This window comes from Flavobacterium sp. (genome assembly GCF_043722275.1).
Lineage (GTDB): Bacteria > Bacteroidota > Bacteroidia > Flavobacteriales > Flavobacteriaceae > Flavobacterium.
The window spans coordinates 37,696-54,611 of the sequence record NZ_JAYSPC010000046.1; the positions used below are offsets into that span (position 1 = coordinate 37,696).

A 16,916-nucleotide genomic window follows, 5' to 3' on the forward strand; every position below is an offset into this window, starting at 1 on the left:
ATATTTTATTTCTGAATGGTATAAGGCTGAATTGAAATTCCTGCTTCATCAAGTGCTAACTTGCAATTCTCGAGAGTTTCAGAGAAAACAGATCCGTAATTTGCATTTTTTGCCCAAGGGCGAACTGCAAAATCTATAGAACTTGCTGATAAATTTTTTACAAAAACTTCCGGTGCCGGAGTTTTAAGCACTTTTGGATTTTTAACTAAAACGTCTAGAAGAATCTCTTTTGCTTTTTTGATATCTGAATCATAAGAAATTGAAAAGGTCAAATCAGCTTTTCTTTCTCCCTGCATCGAATAATTAATAATCGTTCCGTTTGACAAAGCGCCATTTGGTACAAAAACAGTCTGATTGTTTCCGGTAAGCATTTTAGTCACAAAAATTTGAATTTCGACAACTGTTGCAATAACTCCTTGCGCCTCGATTGTATCGCCAACTTTAAAAGGCTTGAAAACGATAATCAACATACCGCCCGCAAAATTTGATAGAGAACCTTGCAATGATAAACCCACCGCAAGTCCCATTGCTCCTAAAATGGCAACAAATGACGAAGTTTCGATTCCTAGTTTTGAAATAAAAGTTACAAAAAGCAAAATTCTAAGAGCCCAAATTAAAATGTCCGAAAGGAATTTTGTCAATGTAGGATCTAAATTTCTTTGAACCATTACTTTTGTAATAATTCTGTTTATCAATCTGATGGCATATATTCCAACAAATAAAATAATAAAAGCGGAAATTAATTTTGGGGCATAATCAACTAATACGTCAATAAATTTTGTGACGTAATTACTAAGTTGGTCTGGATTCATGTTCATGTTTTTTCGAATAAAAAAACCTTCTCAAAGGAGAAGGCGTATTAGTGGTGCAAATATAGATATATTTTATTTTTATTAGAAAGAATGTGTCTTATTCCTTAGGCGGAATCGTATCTATAATTTCGTCAGTAGCAGTTTCGGTTTTTTCACCATTAACAACTATATCTTCAGGAACAATAGTTGTAGTTGCGCTTGAAGTTTCAGTTGTTTTTTCTTTTACAGAATCAATTACATCACTTAATGATTCTGAAGCTTTCTCGACATATTCACTAACGATATCTTTTGCTTTATGGGCATATTCTACCGCACTTTCAAGTATTGGTTCTGAAGCTTCTTTTACTTTTTCGATAGTTTCCTCAGCAAAAGTTTCTGCTTTATCGATGTAAGGAGCAGCAGCTTCTTTAGCTTGTTCAAACTTAACTTCGGCTTCAGTTGCCAAATTTGTTGTAGAATCTTTGGCTGAGCCAAATAAATTCTTGAAAAATGAAGATACTCCCATGGTTATATATTATTAGTTTAGAATACAATATTAAACTATTTTTATGCCATTACGGGATAATAATTTATTGAAAATTAAGGAGATATGAATTCAATAAAAAAGCGCCTCATTTGAGACGCTTTCCGTATTTATTTAAATAAAATATTATGCATTTATTGCTTCTACTTTAATCGCTTCGTCGTTCAACATGCTTTTAAGCATATTTTCGATTCCGCTTTTTAAAGTAAATGTAGATGAAGGACAACCGCTGCACGCTCCTTGCAAAATTACTTTTACAGTTTTGTCATTTTCATTATAAGAATCAAAAGCAATATTTCCACCATCAGCCGCAACTGCCGGTTTCACATATTCTTCCAGGATATTAATGATTTGTTGTGAAGTAACATCTAATTTATCAAAAGCTTCATCTTTAGTTACGTCATTTTTTGTAGCAACTTCAATTAAAGTTTCATCTAAAACAGTTCCTCCATTTTCGATATATTGTTTGATAAATGATCTTACTTCTAAAGTGATTTCATCCCATTCGTTAATATCATATTTAGTTACCGAAATGTAGTTTTCATCAATAAAAACCTCTTTTACATAAGGAAATTTAAACAATTCCTTAGCCAATGGAGAAGAAGCAGTCTGATCAATATTTTTATATTCAACAGCGTTTTTAGTCAACATTCTGCTTACAACAAATTTTAAAGCAGCTGGATTTGGAGTTGTTTCTCCATAAACCGTGACAGGTTGTTTTTTTGGCTGATTTTCATCGATTTTTATAATAACGCCACCTTTGTCTACATAGGATTCAATTTGCTCAGCAACAGCATCTTTTACATCATCCCATTCTACAATACTGTATCTTTCGATTGCAATAAAGTTTCCTGAAATGTAAACTGTTTTTACAAACGGTAGATAAAATAATTGTTGCGCTAAAGGCGATGCTTGTGCTTCATCGATATTTTTAAATTCAAAATTTTGAGTTTTTGTAATGAAATCTTCAAACTCAAACTTCAGGATAGTTGGATTTTGAGTTTCTTTTATAGTGATTTTTGTCATGAGTGTAAATTTTCACAAATTTAGTAAAGTTATTTTCTACTATTACCTATATTTGGTTTTTTAATAAAATAATTAAGAGTCTTTTCAATTTGTTCGGAAAAGTCTTTAGTTTATACATACAAAATTTCCTTTATGGAACTGAAAATCAAGGTTTTGTTTATTTTTTTTATGGTGTCTTTTTGTTCTTATTCTCAAGAAGGAATTCCGGTTTATTCTGATTATTTATCAGATAATTATTACTTAATACACCCTTCAATGGCGGGTGCGGCTAATTGTGCTAAAATTAGATTAACTGCCAGAAAGCAATGGTTTGGCCAGGAAGACGCGCCAACACTTCAAACCTTAACTTTTAACGGGAAAATTGGCGAGCGTTCAGGAGCAGGAATTATCATTTTTAATGATAAAAATGGTTACCATTCTCAAAAAGGAGTAAAGCTTACTTATGCACATCATATTATGTTTTCCAGAGATGAACTTGATTTAAATCAGCTTTCGTTTGGTATAAGCGGAGGAGTAATTCAAAGTCAGTTAGATGAAACCCAATTTGGCGGATCTTTTGATCCAATTGTTTTTGGTCAGATTCAAAAAGATTCCTATTTTAATATGGATATTGGAGCATCTTATAATTATCTTGATTTTTATGCTCACGCAACAGTTCAGGGAGTTCTTGAAACCAGACGGGAATTGTACACCGATTATGAAAGTGATAATATTAGAAAGTTTTTATTAAGTGCAGGTTATGTTTTTGGAAAAAGAAATGATATAACCTGGGAACCTTCCATTTTATTTCAGTTGTTTGATAAAACAAAACAGAAATCAATCGATTTAAACATTAAAGCCTATAAGAGTATGGATTTTGGAAGTTTATGGGCTGCTTTATCTTACCGAAGAAGTTTTGATGGTGCACAATACAGCACTACAAGTGGAGTAGCGGCACAAAAACTGCAATATATTACACCAATAATAGGTTTGAATTATAATAATTTTATGTTTGCTTATACATACTCACAAGTTACAGGCGCTGTAAAATTTGACACAGGAGGATACCATCAAATTACTTTAGGTATCAATTTATTTTGTAAAAAGGAACGTTACGACTGTAATTGTCCCGCTATTAATTAAATTTTTTATTATGCTGATTAAATCTGTAAACGGAAAAACACCTTCTATTCCAGAGGATTGTTATGTTGCCGAAAATGCTACTATTGTTGGCGATGTTACTTTTGGAGATTCTTGCAGTGTTTGGTTTAATGCTGTAATTCGTGGTGATGTAAACTTTATTACAATTGGGAATAAAGTAAATATTCAGGACGGAGCAATTATTCATTGTACGTATCAAAAACACCCAACAATTATAGGAAACAATGTTTCAATAGGACACAATGCAATTGTACACGGATGCAAAATTCATGATAACGTTTTGATAGGAATGGGCGCTATTGTAATGGATAATTGTGTGATAGAAAGCAATTCGATCATTGCAGCCGGAGCTGTTGTAACACAAAATACAGTTGTGGCTTCGGGAACTATTTACGCCGGTGTTCCTGCAAAAAAAGTAAAAGACATTGATCAATCTGATTTTGCTGGTGAAATTGAACGTATTTCAAACAATTATGTAATGTATTCAGGTTGGTTCAAAGAGGAATAAAAGTAATAAATTCTAAAAAATAAATTCCAAATTCCAATAGATTGTGATGCAATTGGAATTTGGAATTTCTATTTTTTGAATTTTAAAATTACAAGTTGATTCTTTCGAAAAAAGAATTTTTATAACTTTCGCTTATAGGAATTCGTTTGTCGCTAATCAAAACTTTATTTTTTTGTATCGATTTTACATGTTTTATATTAATAATATAAGATCTGTGAATTCGGGAAAAGCCTTTGCTTGAAAGTAAATTTTCGAGTTTTATTAAACTGATTAAAGTAAGCGTGAATTTATTATCTGTTGTGTAAATTTTGACGTAATCTTTTAAACCTTCGATAAATAGAATATCTGCAAAATTCATTTTTACGTTTTCATATTCTGCTCTAACAAACATAAAATCCTGTTCTAGTTCTGGTGCTGTTGTACTCTCAGAAATCGCCTGAACATTTACAGCCGGATTTAAAACCTGCTGCGCTCTGACAACCGATTTTAAAAAACGATGAAACGGAATGGGTTTTACTAAATAATCTACTGCGCCAAGATTAAAACCTTCAACGGCATAATCAGAATAAGCAGTTGTAAAAATGACTAAAGGCTTTTTTTCGATTGTATTTAAAAAATCAATTCCTGAAAAATGTGGCATTTGAATGTCCAGAAAAATCAAATCCACATTGTTTTGATTGATAAATGAAACAGCATCAATAGCATTATTAAAAGTACTGATGAGTTCAAGTGAATCAACTTTTCCAACAAAATCTTCTAATAATTCAACCGCTAAAGGCTCATCGTCTATAATTACGCATTTCATTTGTTGAAGTTTAAATTAGTAAATTTGTTTTGGCACGCAAAAGTAGTTTTAAACCAGCGATTTAAGTTTTAAAATTATCATAAAATACGGGTTTAACTTTATGTATAATTAATTCTAACATATAGAAACATTCTAAAAAAGGCGTTCCACTTATAATACACAAAGCGGGTTATATTCAGGAAATGTATTTCTTTTTTACTTTCTGTTACTCTATAATCAATGTGTTAAATATTTTTTTCAACACTTAATTTATAAATTATCCTTTTACGTTAATCGTTTTGCTTAATGTGTAACCATCTGTAAGATTACCAGTTAAAGTTGCTAATTCATCTGATAAACTATCAGAGAAAACATTGTCTTTTGTGTTTAATGTATCGGCTTGACCGTGAGCAGCATAATTTGTACTTGAATAAACGGTACTTGTAACAGTTTCAGGAAAAGCGATTTGTGTCGCCAATAATGATGAACCACTCGTGCTTAAAACTTCAACATGAACATGTGGCGCTCTGCCTTGATACCAACCCGGAAATATGGAAATAAACGAAACTTCACCTTTTGAATTTGTAGTTTGTCTTCCTCTTAAAAAATGAACCGAAGTATAATCAGTTTGTTGCATAGATGTTCCGCCGTATTCAGAATAATTCCCGTCTTTATCACAATGCCAGACATCAACTAAAACGCCTGCTAATGGCAAACAATTATTGTTTGTGTTTTCGATAACTAAATTAATAAGCAACGCAACTCCAATGCGGTCAGATTTTATATTTTCTAAAACTAACTGACTTGGCGTTTTGATAGGAAAGGGACCTTTTGTTTCGGCAGGAGTAACGGTACAACTTCCATCTTCAGAGGCATTTGTGACAGAATCATCATTGTCACTTTTTGAACAGGATTCTAATAATTTAGAAGCGGTTGCTAATGAAGCAATTCCTAAAATCCCATTTCGAATGAATTTTTTTCTGTCCATAATCATTTACTATTTAATTAAATTGCGGTTTGAATTTTGTCTAATTCTAAGTTCAAATGCACACGATAATATTGATTGTCTTCTGTTATTGTAAGTTTGTGTGCGTTTGGATAAAGCAAATCCAGTCGGCTTTGAATGTTTACAAGTCCAATTCCTGAATTTTCAGGATCCTTAACATAATTTTCAATTGTATTTTCTATCCAGAAATCGAGACTGTTTTCCAGAATAAAAATCTTGATTTTTACATGCGCAGCACCTTTATAATCGGTTCCATACTTAAAGCCATTCTCAACAAATGAAATCAAAAGTAAAGGCTCAATAAACTTGTTTCGGGTATCACCGTGAACATTGATAACAATATCCTCGATATTATTCAGCCTCAGTTTTTGCAGGTCAATATAATTCTGAATGTAATTAATCTCTTTTTCTAAAGCCACCGTTTTATTATCAGTTTCATACAGCATATAGCGCATTAATTCTGACAATGTTACGATGGCATCAGGGACCAAATCAGATTTTTTATGTGCCAAAGAATAAATACTGTTTAGGGAATTGAATAAAAAATGCGGATTGGTTTGTTTGCGCAAATAAATCAATTCAGTATTTGTTCGGTGCGTTTCGGCAATTAACTTGTTTTGTTGATTGTTGTAAAATTCAGTAAGTGTTCTGATAATTGCACTTATTGTAATAATTAAAATATAAAAAAACGAAGGTCCAATTTTAAAAAACAAAGGTTGTCTCGTTGCCATTACGGCTGGTGTTCTTCCTTTGTACATTAATTTAAAGTCTTCGGGCGGTGGCATATTTCGAAGTCTCAAATGTCTTACTTCTGAGAAATCAGGAATAAAATAATTGATCCTGATAATCATAAAAAGCAATATAAGCGAAAACACAAACACAAAATAAAGCCAGTATTTTTTTTCTAAAAGCAAAGCAGGAACCAAATAAAAATAGTTCAGATAAAACAAAATAATTCCTGTTGTCCATTGTACATAAAAATCATTGTTGATTCTAAACGGACTTTCATAAAACTGAATTAATGAAGTCAGGACAAAGAAAACCCATATGATGCAATGGAACAAAATTTTATTTGAACTGGTATTTCTGATGGTATCTATTTTCATTTATAATTTTATTTTTAATAAAATTAAATCATTTTTGGTTACCGTTGGCGATATGTTTTGATTCAGTTTTTTCACTACTAAATCAGCTACTTTTAGAGCATCACCTTCTGTTGTAAAACTTTTAGTGTTGCTTATTACCGGAATAATAGACTGCCTGATAATGATTTTATTTTTTAAAGTGATCGAATATCCATAACCTGACGTAGTTCTAAAGGATTCGGTTTTAAAAGTTTTTTCATTTTTGACACAAGCAGTAAATTGTACAACCAGTAAAATAAACATTAAATTTTTCCGGATTTTACTCCGGAAAAATTGTTTTTTTGTATTAATTATCGTCGTCACTTTGTGCGTCTAAAGGTTTAAATTCCCAGGCATCATCAAAGTAAGTAGAACCGACTCTTCCTAACATATAAAAACCGCGGTTATTGATAGCAAATCCTACAGCATCTGTTCTGCTGGCTCCTTCCATTGGAGTTCTTTCTGTCCAAAGATCAGTTGAAGGGTTATATTCCCAGATTGTTTTGATACTTTCTCCACCCACAACATAACCTAATCCGTTCATGGAAAAAGCAGAAGCATTTGAACGAACAATCGCATAATCATCATTGTATGAATCATCATCATCGGTATCTTTATCAATATCACGTTTTCTTGTCCATACATCTGTCGCAGGATCAAATTCCCAAAAATCTTCCTGATAAACTCCGTTGTTAATTCCAGTTCCAAAATATACTTTATCAGCAATTACAAAAGCAGTAGCATTACGTCTTTTATTTCCGCTAAATCCGTTTACAAGCGTCCATGCATTTGTAACATCATTGTATTGGTAAAAATCTTTAAGATAATTTCCATCATATCCAGTTCCGAAATAAGCTTTTCCACCAGCCTGAAAACCTACTGCAGCATAACGGCCAGTTCCTGCAAAATCAGTTTTTTGCGTCCAGCTATTACTTGTAGGATCATATTGATAAAAGTCTTTTAATTTATTAGTTCCATCATATCCCAAACCAACATATCCTTTATCATTAAGCGTAAAACTAGAAGCGGAACTGCGCCCAACTCCTGAAAAATCTGCTTTTTGTTCCCAATAATCTCCGGTAGAATTGTATGCCCATAAATCTTTTAAATATACATCGCCAGTATAACCTGTTGCTACATAAGCAAAATCACCAATAACAAAACTGGTTGCACTAGATCTGGCAGGTCCATCAAATGCTGATTTTTTAATCCAGTTTCCTACTAGATCATCATCGTTATTATCGTTGCTGCAGCCTATAAAAAAGAGACTCGAAAGCAATGCCGCGAATAATATTCCTTTTTTTAAATTATTCATCATAGTGTATTAAATTTATTTATTGTTTGTATTTGATGCCAATTCCTAAAACATACCCATTGCCGGTATTAAAATCATATACTTTATGATTGTCATTATCGATCAGGTTGTATTTTTTGTCAAAATCATATCCGGCTTTAAAATTTAAAAACCAGTTTTTGTCAACATTTCTTTCGTATTCAAATGCCGACGTCATTTGCGATAAACTAACTTTTGAGGCATTATTATTTAAATTGTTTTGTAGGTCTAAATGATAAAAATTACCATTAAAACTATTGCTTAAACTAAATTGATTCCGACTATTATTAGAGTATGAAATTTTAGAATCCGGAAATCCAATCTGTAACGAACTTTCGTTGTTAATTTTATAGTTCAATGATAAAACAGGCATGAATTTAGGAGAACCAAAAACAGTTGTTCTGGCTACACCAATGTCGATATTCATGTTTGAATTCAATTGCTGTTTAATTTCGAAACTTCCTAAAACTGAGAAATCATCACTATTTAAATCACTTTGAAAATTTACTGTTGGCGTAATTGAAAAATTCAGATTTGTTGTATTTGAGATTGCATGAGAAATTTCAAACTTGTTCTTAATCTGGTTAAATCCATCTAAATTCTCGTATGCATTAAAACTGCCTAAATCATAATTCACTTTCAAATTCGAATATTCTAATGTGTTTGTTATGGTGTTTTTATCGCTTATTTTTTTATTAAATGAAATCCCTATGTTAGTTTCAGTAAAATCAACTTTATCTGTAGGTGCTGTTTTTACATTCATATCTACAGAAAAGTTATCCTGAGCTTTCATGCTGAAAATTGAAATCAGAAAAAACGAACAAATTATAAACCTTATTTTCATTACTTATTTATTGGTTCAAAAGTAGGTGGCTAATGGTTTTAAAAAAAAGAAGATATATGTATGGCACTTTTTGATAGACTAAATCCCCCTTTTTAAGGCTGAATGAACTATTGACTGGTATTAATGCGTTGTAGATGATTTTTTGCTGTTTATAGTATAAAAAGGCGTGACTGTATATGTTATAGTGCAGTCCAGAAGAGTGCATTTTATATTTGTTCAAAAAATAGATTATGCACAAGTTTATATTGATGTTGTTTTTGGCAGTAACCGCAATTTCTTGCGGAACAGATGTAGATGCCGGCGAATTTGTTGTTGGATCTGATTATTTGGCTCTGGGTAATAAAGTCATTTTGATTGACACTGTGACAGTCGATATGTCTACCATAAATTTTGACTCACTTGTTACATCTAATCAAAGCCGAATTTTAATTGGAAATTATGACGATCCACTTTATGGAAAGGTGAAATCAAACAGTTATTTTCAATTGGCATCAGATTCCTATACCTTAAAAAATAGTGGTTCTGATACTGAAACTACTAATTATGTTTTTGATTCTATTTCGATGATTTTAAAATATGATAATTACTATTATGGAGATACAACAAAAGTGCAAACGTTTGATATTCATCGAATAACTCAAAGGGTAAAACCAAATACAGATGATAACAGCTTTTATAATAATTCGGCAGTAAGTTATAGTGATGAAAGTCTCGGTACGATTTCATACAAACCAAGACCGGTTGAAAAAGATTCTATTAATATTAAAATGAGTGATGCATTTGGTGCGGCGCTTTTTCAGAAATTTAAGAAAAGAGAAATTACAGATTTTGATAGTTTCAACGAATATTTAAAAGGACTTGTTCTCGTACCATCTACATCTAATTCTGCAAGTGTAATTGGTTTTCATGTCGCGACAAGTAAAGTCAGGTTGTATTATTCAAAATATCAGGCAGACACTGAGGAAGTTCCTTTTATAATGGATTTTACAATTTTAGATGCAACTAAGCAATTCAATGCTATTTCATCAGATAAAACAGGAACATTACTGGAGAATTTGCCCGTTTCAACCAGTAAATTATCAAGCACATTAACAAACCGACAGGGATTTATTCAGTCCGGTACCGGAGTTGCCTGTAGGATTGATTTCCCGAACATCAAACAGCTCAAATATATTGCTGCTAACGGAGCAATTGTTGATGCACAAATACTGTTGAAACCAGTTGCAAATACGTATTCTGAACAATATCCTTTAGCCGATTCATTAAAAATTTATGTGGTTGATAATTTAAACAGGGTTAGTGGTTCATTAGTGAATTCTGCCGGAACTGCCGTTTATGGTATTTTGAATAAAAAAACAGATGAGTTTAACGAAAATATTGGTTATACGGTTCCAATTGGTGCTTTTTTACAAAAAGAAATGCTAAAACAATCTGATTCTAAATCATCTCTTATTTTAACATTGCCGGGAATTTCTAAAACAGTAAACAGAATTGTTTTGGGAGATCAAAAACATGTGAATAATAAAATACAAATTAAAATTTATTACATCTCCTACTAAATGAAACGTAAAATAATATATTTAAGTTGCTTCATTTTAACGTCGCTAACTTCATTTTCTCAAAGTATTTCAAGTTCTCCGTATTCGTTATACGGCGTAGGTAGTTTATATGATGCTGATTTTGGAATACTACCGTCAATTGGTTCATCAGGAATTGCTTTGCCATCAGATACTTTTATAAATAATCTAAATCCCGCATCATTAGGATATTTACCTCAAAATCATTTTATGTTTGATATTGGAGGAAAATCTATTTCTACCACGTATCAAAGTAGTTTAAGAAGCGAAAGCCGTAATAATTTTCAATTTTCGCATCTTGCTTTTGCTTTTCCCGTAACTAAAAATTCAGGGTTTAGTATAGCTTTACGACCATACTCAAGTTCAGCCTTTAAAATTTCTAATTTAAAATTACCAATAGACAATAGTCAGGATTATTACTATTTAACTGCTACAGGTTCTGGCGGATTGAATAATTTTGATTTTTCGTATGGCTATAAATTTGGAAAAAAATTATCACTTGGAGTTTCAGCAGCTGTGTTATTTGGAAAAACTACTGACAATAGAAATTTCCTGATTATGAATTCAATTACAAGTATTCAGAAAAAAACAAATTATAGTGGCGTAAGAGCAACATTAGGAGCACAATACAAAATTGATTCTACTTTTACTGTTGCAACTACTTTTAAATTGCCATCGCAAATTGGCGCTTCTAAAGTTCAGACTGTTCAAACTGTTACAGATGATGTTGTTACGACCGTAGAATCAAATGTGGTATCAAAAACAGACGATTACTATATGCCTTTAGAAATGGGAATTGGAATTAGTAAACGTTTTAAAAACAACCTGAACATGACGCTGGATTATGAAAAGAGCTTATGGAGCGACAGCAATCAATCTGAATTATATGGAAATTTTGTGAACCAGGATCGTTTTGCACTTGGATTTACCTATAGTACAAAAAAGAATATTCGTAAATATTGGGATAGAATTCAATATGCTACAGGTGTAAACTTTGATACTGGTTATCTTGAAGTTGATGGAAAGCGGGTAAATAATGCAGCAATTTCCATAGGACTTACTTTGCCGATAGAAAATACATATTCTGCTTTGAATATCTCATATTCTTACGGGCAAAGAGGTAGTATTTCAGACAATTTAATCAAAGAGAACTACCATAAAATTTCCCTTAATCTATCTTTGGACGGAATTTGGTTTATCAAACGAAAAATAGATTAGGTTTAAAAATCTTTTTCTATCACTGGATATTTATAATCTAAAATTGATTTTAAAACTTCAGGATTTGAATTCACATAGAATATAGGGTCACTATTTTGAGTGTCTGTAAAACCAACTTTCTCGCGCAAAACGTTTTGGGTTTGACGGGCAACTGCTTCTCCGGAATCAATAATCTGAATGTGTTCCGGCAATATCTTTTTGATTTGCGGAATTAGATATGGATAATGGCTACAACCCAAAACAAGATAATCAATATTAGCATCAATCATGGGCTGTAAATAAGATTCTAATAATTGAGTCATTTCCGCTGAATATAAATTCCCGTCTTCAATAAGCTGAACCAGTCCATGACCCACTTGTTCAATTATTGTAGTGTTTTGAAACATCTCTGCCGTTTTATTAAACAACTCGCTATTTAGAGTTCCTTTTGTGGCTAAAATGCCTATTACCTGTGTTTTCGAATTATTAGCAGCAGGTTTTATTGCAGGCTCAATCCCTATAAACGGAATATCATAATCAGCACGAAGCTCCAGAATGGCATTTGTTGTCGCAGTATTACACGCTACAACAATAAGTTTGCAATTCATTTCAAGTAAAAAATCAACATTCTTTTTGCTTAATGCAACAATCTCTTCTTTGGTTCTCTGACCGTAAGGGGCATTTTTACTATCAGCTAGATATATGGTTTTTTCGTTTGGAAGTAATTCGTGGATTGCGCTCCAGATGGAAGTTCCACCAATGCCGGAATCAAAAACACCTATAGGATTGTTATTCGTCATGATACAAATTTAGTCTTTTTTGCAATAAATCGATATTCCAATTTACCGGAAATATCAGAATATTTTAGTTTTCTAATATGAAACTAATCCAAAAAAAACTGCTTAAAACTTTTAAAGTTTAAGCAGTTCTTGATTTTAAGAAATTCGTTTATTAGAATCCTAAATCTTTTTTTACATCAGCAGTAATGTTTGGACCATCAGCTAATAAAAGAGTAGAACCATCTAATACATATTGGAAACCTTTAGCTTTTCCAACTTTTGAGATAGAAGCTCTTACTTTTTCCATTAATGGTTTAACGATGTCAGTTTCTTTTTGTTGCAATTCTTTTTGAGCGTTGTCTCTATAGTCAACGATTCTTTTTTGCATGTCCTGAACTTCTTTAGAACGTTCTCCGTTTACAGCATCAGTTACAGTTGCAGCTTCACCTTCGTATTTTTTGATTTTTACTTGGTATTCGTCAACCATTTTTTTGTATTCTGCATCGTATGTCCCACTTAATTTTTGTAGTTGATTTTGTGCATCTAGCATTGCAGGCATTTTCGACATAATCTCGCTAACATCAACATGAGCTACCTTAGCTTGTGCGTTCATTGTGTTACTTGCTCCTAAAATAAGTATGGCAGCAATTAGTAAAGTTTTAATTTGTTTCATCATTTTTAAAAATATTAATTAATTATTGGTCGTATTTGCTTTTTGTGGCTCGGCTTCTTTTGCTTTTTTGGCCGCTTCTCGTTCTTCTAAAATTTTCTTTCTTCTGTCTTCTAATTCTTTTTTACGCTGTTCGTAAAGTTTTTGTCTTTCTGCGGCTTTATCAACTGCAGGATCTGTAGTTGTTGCTTCAGTTCCGGTAGCGGCGGGTTTCGCTGTTGCGTCAGCTGGTTTTGCTGTTGCGTCAGTTTTAGTTGCATCTGCTTTAGCTGGTTCAGAAACCGTGCCATTTTTTTTCGCTTCTCTTTCTGCAGCAATTGCCTTTCTTCTGTCGTCGTATTCTTTTTTCTTAGCTTCCTGCTCTAATCGTCTGTCTTCAATTAATTTTTCTCTGGCAGTTCTTTTTTCATCTAACGCTTTTTGTCGGTCTTGCATTGCTGGATTCTCGTCAATAGCATTTTCAACTTTTTCTTTTGCTTCCTGATCTTTTAACTGTTTTTTAGTCAATTGTTCACGTTTGTCAGCTCGGTTTAAAACGCGGATAACCTGATCGCTGATATCAAACTTTTTATTGCTGAAAAGCATTGTCAAATCTGATGATTTATCAAATACAAAATCATAGCTTTTAGCTTCGGCAATATCCTGAACAGCTGTAAAAACCTGATCTTGAATTGGTTTTGCCAATGCAGCTTTTTGATGAATTAAATTTCCTTCAGCTCCAAACTGTTTTTGCTGATAATCCAGCATTTCATTTTCCAGAAATTTAATTTCCGTTTCTCTTTCATCAATAAGTTCTTTGGTAAGTAAAGCTCTTTCGGCTTTAAGACCATCTTTCAGAATATTGATATCCAGTTTTTTTGCTTCTATTTCTTGTTTCCACTTTTGAGCTTTTAGCTCTAATTGTGATTTAGCCTCTTTATAGTCAGAAACATTTTCAAGAATATATTCCATGTCAATGTAACCAATTCTCGTCGTTCTGGTTTGTGCCTGACTTGTATATGCTACAATGAAAGCTGAAAATATAAATAAAAATTGTTTTCTCATAACATTAGTTTATTTCAAAATTTTTAAACAAATGTACTAAAATTTCTACTAAAATTGTTGTCCAATAATAAAGTGAATTTCTTTACCATGCGCTTTAGTTTCTCCAGGTTGAGGATCAAATCCATAACCCCAGTCAATACCTAATAATCCAAATGCCGGCATGAATACACGTAAACCAACACCTGCAGAACGGTTCAGGTCAAATGGGTTGTAATCTTTAAAAGTTGGATATGATGAACCAGCTTCTAAAAACGCCAATGCATAAATAGATGCAGACGATTTCAATGTAATTGGATAACGTAGTTCAGCAGAGAATTTGTTATAAATTGTAGCTCCAATTTGTTCTCCCTTAGCATTTACAGGAGTTAATGAGTTATTTTCATAACCTCTTAACTGTATTGTTTCTCTACCATCCATAGAGTAATTCGCCATACCATCTCCTCCTAAATAGAAACGTTCAAACGGTACAACACCTCTTGATTGGTCATAAGCACCTAAGAAACCAAACTCTGTTAATGTTCTTAAAACTAATTTACCATATAGTTTAGTATACCAGTCTCCTTTAAATTTGATTTTATAGTATTCTAACCAGTTGTATTTCTTTTGATCGACTTTCCCCTGATCCGTATCTGCATTTGCATAATCAGAGCCAACACTTACAACTCCTGGTGTTCCATTTACACTTACGGTTTTTACATAATCTCCAGGATTAAGAGGCTGTCCGTCGATGCCTGAAGTTGCTGTACCTGTATATTGTGACTTATATTCTTTTTGATTTTGTAAATCTCCGTAATTGACACCATTAAATAATGAGTAAGGAGGTGTTACTTTTGCAGAAATACTAAAGTCCGATCCATAAGTTGGAAATATTGGGTTAACTCCTTTATTACTTCTTGAAAGTCCAATTGTATAGGCTAAGTTTCTCGATGCTCCGTTACCAAATGTAAACAAACCTGTATTATAGTTATTCAAATCATAATGCTGGTAACTTACAGATTGTGAAAGAACGAAATAATCATCCGGCACAGTAAGACGTTTTGCTAAACCAACTTGTAATGTCAGGATATTAAAACTTTTGCTTTTATCTACACTTCTTGTAGCATAGTTATTTAGGAATTGTTTACTATAAGATATAGATGAACTAAATTGTACTGGTTTTTTTCCTCCAAACCAAGGTTCTGAGAATGATAAACTATACGTTTGGAAATATGTACTTCCTTGTAAACGAAGCGCTACTTTTTGACCATCTCCCATAGGTAATGGTTTGTAAGATTCCTTGTTGAATAAGTTTTTAGCCGAGAAGTTGTTGAATGATAATCCTAAAGTTCCAATGAAACCTCCACCACCATAACCTCCCTGAAGTTCGACCTGGCTCGATCCTTTTTCTACAACGTGATATTCAATATCAACAGTTCCTGCTGCGGCATCAACATTCTTGAATTTTGGATCGATTGCTTCAGGATCAAAGAATCCTAACTGACCAATTTCACGAATAGTTCTTACCAATTGTTCTTTACTGTATTTTTCACCTGGCTTAGTTCTAAGCTCACGGTAAATAACGTGATCATTCGTTTTATCGTTTCCTACTACAGATATTTTATTGAAATAAGCAATAGGTCCTTCTGTAACTCTAATTTCAAAATCAATAGTATCGTTTACCGTTTTTACCTCTACAGCATTAATGTTAGAAAACAAATAACCATTGTTTTGGTATAAGTTTGTAATATCTTCAGCATCAGGTTTTGTTTTGTCAGCAATACGTTTTTCAAGTAAAACACCATTATAGGTTTCTCCTTTTTTGATTCCTAAATAACGATTTAATAATTGATCTGAGTAAACGGTATTTCCAAGGAATTTAATATTACCAAAGTAGTATTTGTTTCCTTCTTCCATTTTAATTTTGATGGCAAGCATATTTTTCTGTTTATTATAACTAACAGAATCATAAATAATACGTGCATCACGATATCCTTTTTCCTTATACGCGGCAACAACTTTTTCTAAGTCGGTTTTGTATTTTTCAGGAATAAATTTTGAAGATTTAAGAACACGAAAGAAATTCTTTTGCTTCGTGTCTTTCATTGCAGATCTTAATTGATTGCTGCTAAGTTGTTTATTACCAATGAAATCAATACTGCTAATTTTTACTTTATCACCTTTATCTATCCTTACAAGCATATTTACCTGATGTCCGTTTATGGTATCTGGAGTGTTTGTTATTGTTACTTTGGTGTTGTAAAAACCTTCTTTTTTATATTTATTTTCGATATAATTTTTGGTTGTAGTAATTAAGTTTTCGTTTACAATTTTGTTTTTGGTCAAATTGTTATCCTTAATTAATCCTTCGACTTTGCTTTTCTTAATACCAACAAATTTTACTTCGTTTAATTTAGGAAGTTCAACGATATTTAAGTCTAAATAGATACTATCGTTGTCAATTTTATTTACATAAAAAGAGATTTCATCAAAAAGGCCAAGTTTGCCTAATTTTTTGATTGCCCCACTAATTTCTTCGCCTGGTACGGTGATTTCCTGTCCTTTTTGAAGAC

General features: G+C 32.3%; 17 protein-coding genes. 4 read left to right on the forward strand and 13 right to left on the reverse strand.

The features are described from left to right. Positions 1–5 precede the first annotated feature (5 nt). From ACHZDT_RS06480 to ACHZDT_RS06490, 3 genes are all read right to left on the reverse strand, one after another. Entirely contained in the window at positions 6–818 is an 813-nt protein-coding gene (locus tag ACHZDT_RS06480) for a mechanosensitive ion channel family protein (protein WP_394773815.1), read from the reverse strand. 91 nt (positions 819–909) lie between these two features. After that, on the reverse strand, positions 910–1,317 hold the full coding sequence (locus ACHZDT_RS06485) for a YtxH domain-containing protein (protein WP_394773816.1): 408 nt from the start codon (positions 1,315–1,317) through the stop codon (positions 910–912). Positions 1,318–1,461: 144 nt separating this feature from the next. Beyond that, positions 1,462–2,361, reverse strand: coding sequence for a NifU family protein (locus ACHZDT_RS06490; RefSeq protein ID WP_394773817.1), 900 nt, complete (start codon positions 2,359–2,361; stop codon positions 1,462–1,464). 132 nt (positions 2,362–2,493) lie between these two features. Here ACHZDT_RS06490 and ACHZDT_RS06495 point away from each other — a divergent pair, with 132 nt between their 5' ends. Then, positions 2,494–3,483 carry a type IX secretion system membrane protein PorP/SprF gene (locus tag ACHZDT_RS06495; protein WP_394773818.1) on the forward strand — a complete coding sequence of 330 codons (990 nt, stop codon included), beginning with the start codon at positions 2,494–2,496 and terminating at the stop codon, positions 3,481–3,483. 10 nt (positions 3,484–3,493) lie between these two features. After that, complete coding sequence (locus ACHZDT_RS06500; RefSeq protein ID WP_394773819.1) at positions 3,494–4,009, forward strand: gamma carbonic anhydrase family protein; 516 nt, start codon at positions 3,494–3,496, stop codon at positions 4,007–4,009. 88 nt (positions 4,010–4,097) lie between these two features. Here ACHZDT_RS06500 and ACHZDT_RS06505 read toward each other — a convergent pair whose 3' ends face one another. The 6 genes from ACHZDT_RS06505 to ACHZDT_RS06530 form a co-directional block, all read right to left on the reverse strand. Then, positions 4,098–4,814, reverse strand: coding sequence for a LytR/AlgR family response regulator transcription factor (locus tag ACHZDT_RS06505; protein WP_394773820.1), 717 nt, complete (start codon positions 4,812–4,814; stop codon positions 4,098–4,100). Positions 4,815–5,070: 256 nt separating this feature from the next. Then, entirely contained in the window at positions 5,071–5,781 is a 711-nt protein-coding gene (locus ACHZDT_RS06510; RefSeq protein WP_394773821.1) for an intradiol ring-cleavage dioxygenase, read from the reverse strand. A gap of 17 nt (positions 5,782–5,798) precedes the next feature. Beyond that, positions 5,799–6,905 carry a sensor histidine kinase gene (locus ACHZDT_RS06515; protein WP_394773822.1) on the reverse strand — a complete coding sequence of 369 codons (1,107 nt, stop codon included), beginning with the start codon at positions 6,903–6,905 and terminating at the stop codon, positions 5,799–5,801. Next, a complete protein-coding gene (locus ACHZDT_RS06520) occupies positions 6,906–7,187 on the reverse strand; it encodes a DUF4907 domain-containing protein (protein ID WP_394773823.1) in 282 nt (93 codons plus the stop codon). Positions 7,188–7,230: 43 nt separating this feature from the next. Then, entirely contained in the window at positions 7,231–8,238 is a 1,008-nt protein-coding gene (locus tag ACHZDT_RS06525; RefSeq protein ID WP_394773832.1) for a Kelch repeat-containing protein, read from the reverse strand. Between the two features lie 19 nt (positions 8,239–8,257). After that, positions 8,258–9,049 carry a DUF6268 family outer membrane beta-barrel protein gene (locus ACHZDT_RS06530; protein ID WP_394773824.1) on the reverse strand — a complete coding sequence of 264 codons (792 nt, stop codon included), beginning with the start codon at positions 9,047–9,049 and terminating at the stop codon, positions 8,258–8,260. Between the two features lie 281 nt (positions 9,050–9,330). Between ACHZDT_RS06530 and ACHZDT_RS06535 the strand changes: the two genes are divergently transcribed. Both ACHZDT_RS06535 and ACHZDT_RS06540 read left to right on the forward strand, forming a co-directional pair. Beyond that, on the forward strand, positions 9,331–10,659 hold the full coding sequence (locus ACHZDT_RS06535) for a DUF4270 family protein (RefSeq protein ID WP_394773825.1): 1,329 nt from the start codon (positions 9,331–9,333) through the stop codon (positions 10,657–10,659). Continuing rightward, positions 10,660–11,895 (forward strand): aromatic hydrocarbon degradation protein, encoded by a 1,236-nt coding sequence (locus ACHZDT_RS06540; protein ID WP_394773826.1) that lies wholly within the window; start codon positions 10,660–10,662, stop codon positions 11,893–11,895. It begins immediately after the preceding gene. A gap of 2 nt (positions 11,896–11,897) precedes the next feature. Here ACHZDT_RS06540 and murI read toward each other — a convergent pair whose 3' ends face one another. From murI to ACHZDT_RS06560, 4 genes are all read right to left on the reverse strand, one after another. Continuing rightward, positions 11,898–12,674: a glutamate racemase gene (gene murI, locus ACHZDT_RS06545; RefSeq protein WP_394773827.1), complete on the reverse strand. Its 777-nt coding sequence runs from the start codon at positions 12,672–12,674 to the stop codon at positions 11,898–11,900. Between the two features lie 151 nt (positions 12,675–12,825). Then, the gene (locus ACHZDT_RS06550; RefSeq protein ID WP_394773828.1) at positions 12,826–13,329 is read right to left on the reverse strand and encodes an OmpH family outer membrane protein; all 504 of its coding nucleotides are present in this window, start codon (positions 13,327–13,329) and stop codon (positions 12,826–12,828) included. A gap of 15 nt (positions 13,330–13,344) precedes the next feature. Further along, positions 13,345–14,367, reverse strand: a complete 1,023-nt coding sequence (locus tag ACHZDT_RS06555; protein ID WP_394773829.1) for an OmpH family outer membrane protein — start codon at positions 14,365–14,367, stop codon at positions 13,345–13,347. Between the two features lie 48 nt (positions 14,368–14,415). Beyond that, the coding region (locus tag ACHZDT_RS06560; protein WP_394773830.1) for an outer membrane protein assembly factor at positions 14,416–16,916 on the reverse strand (2,501 nt) is incomplete at its 5' end.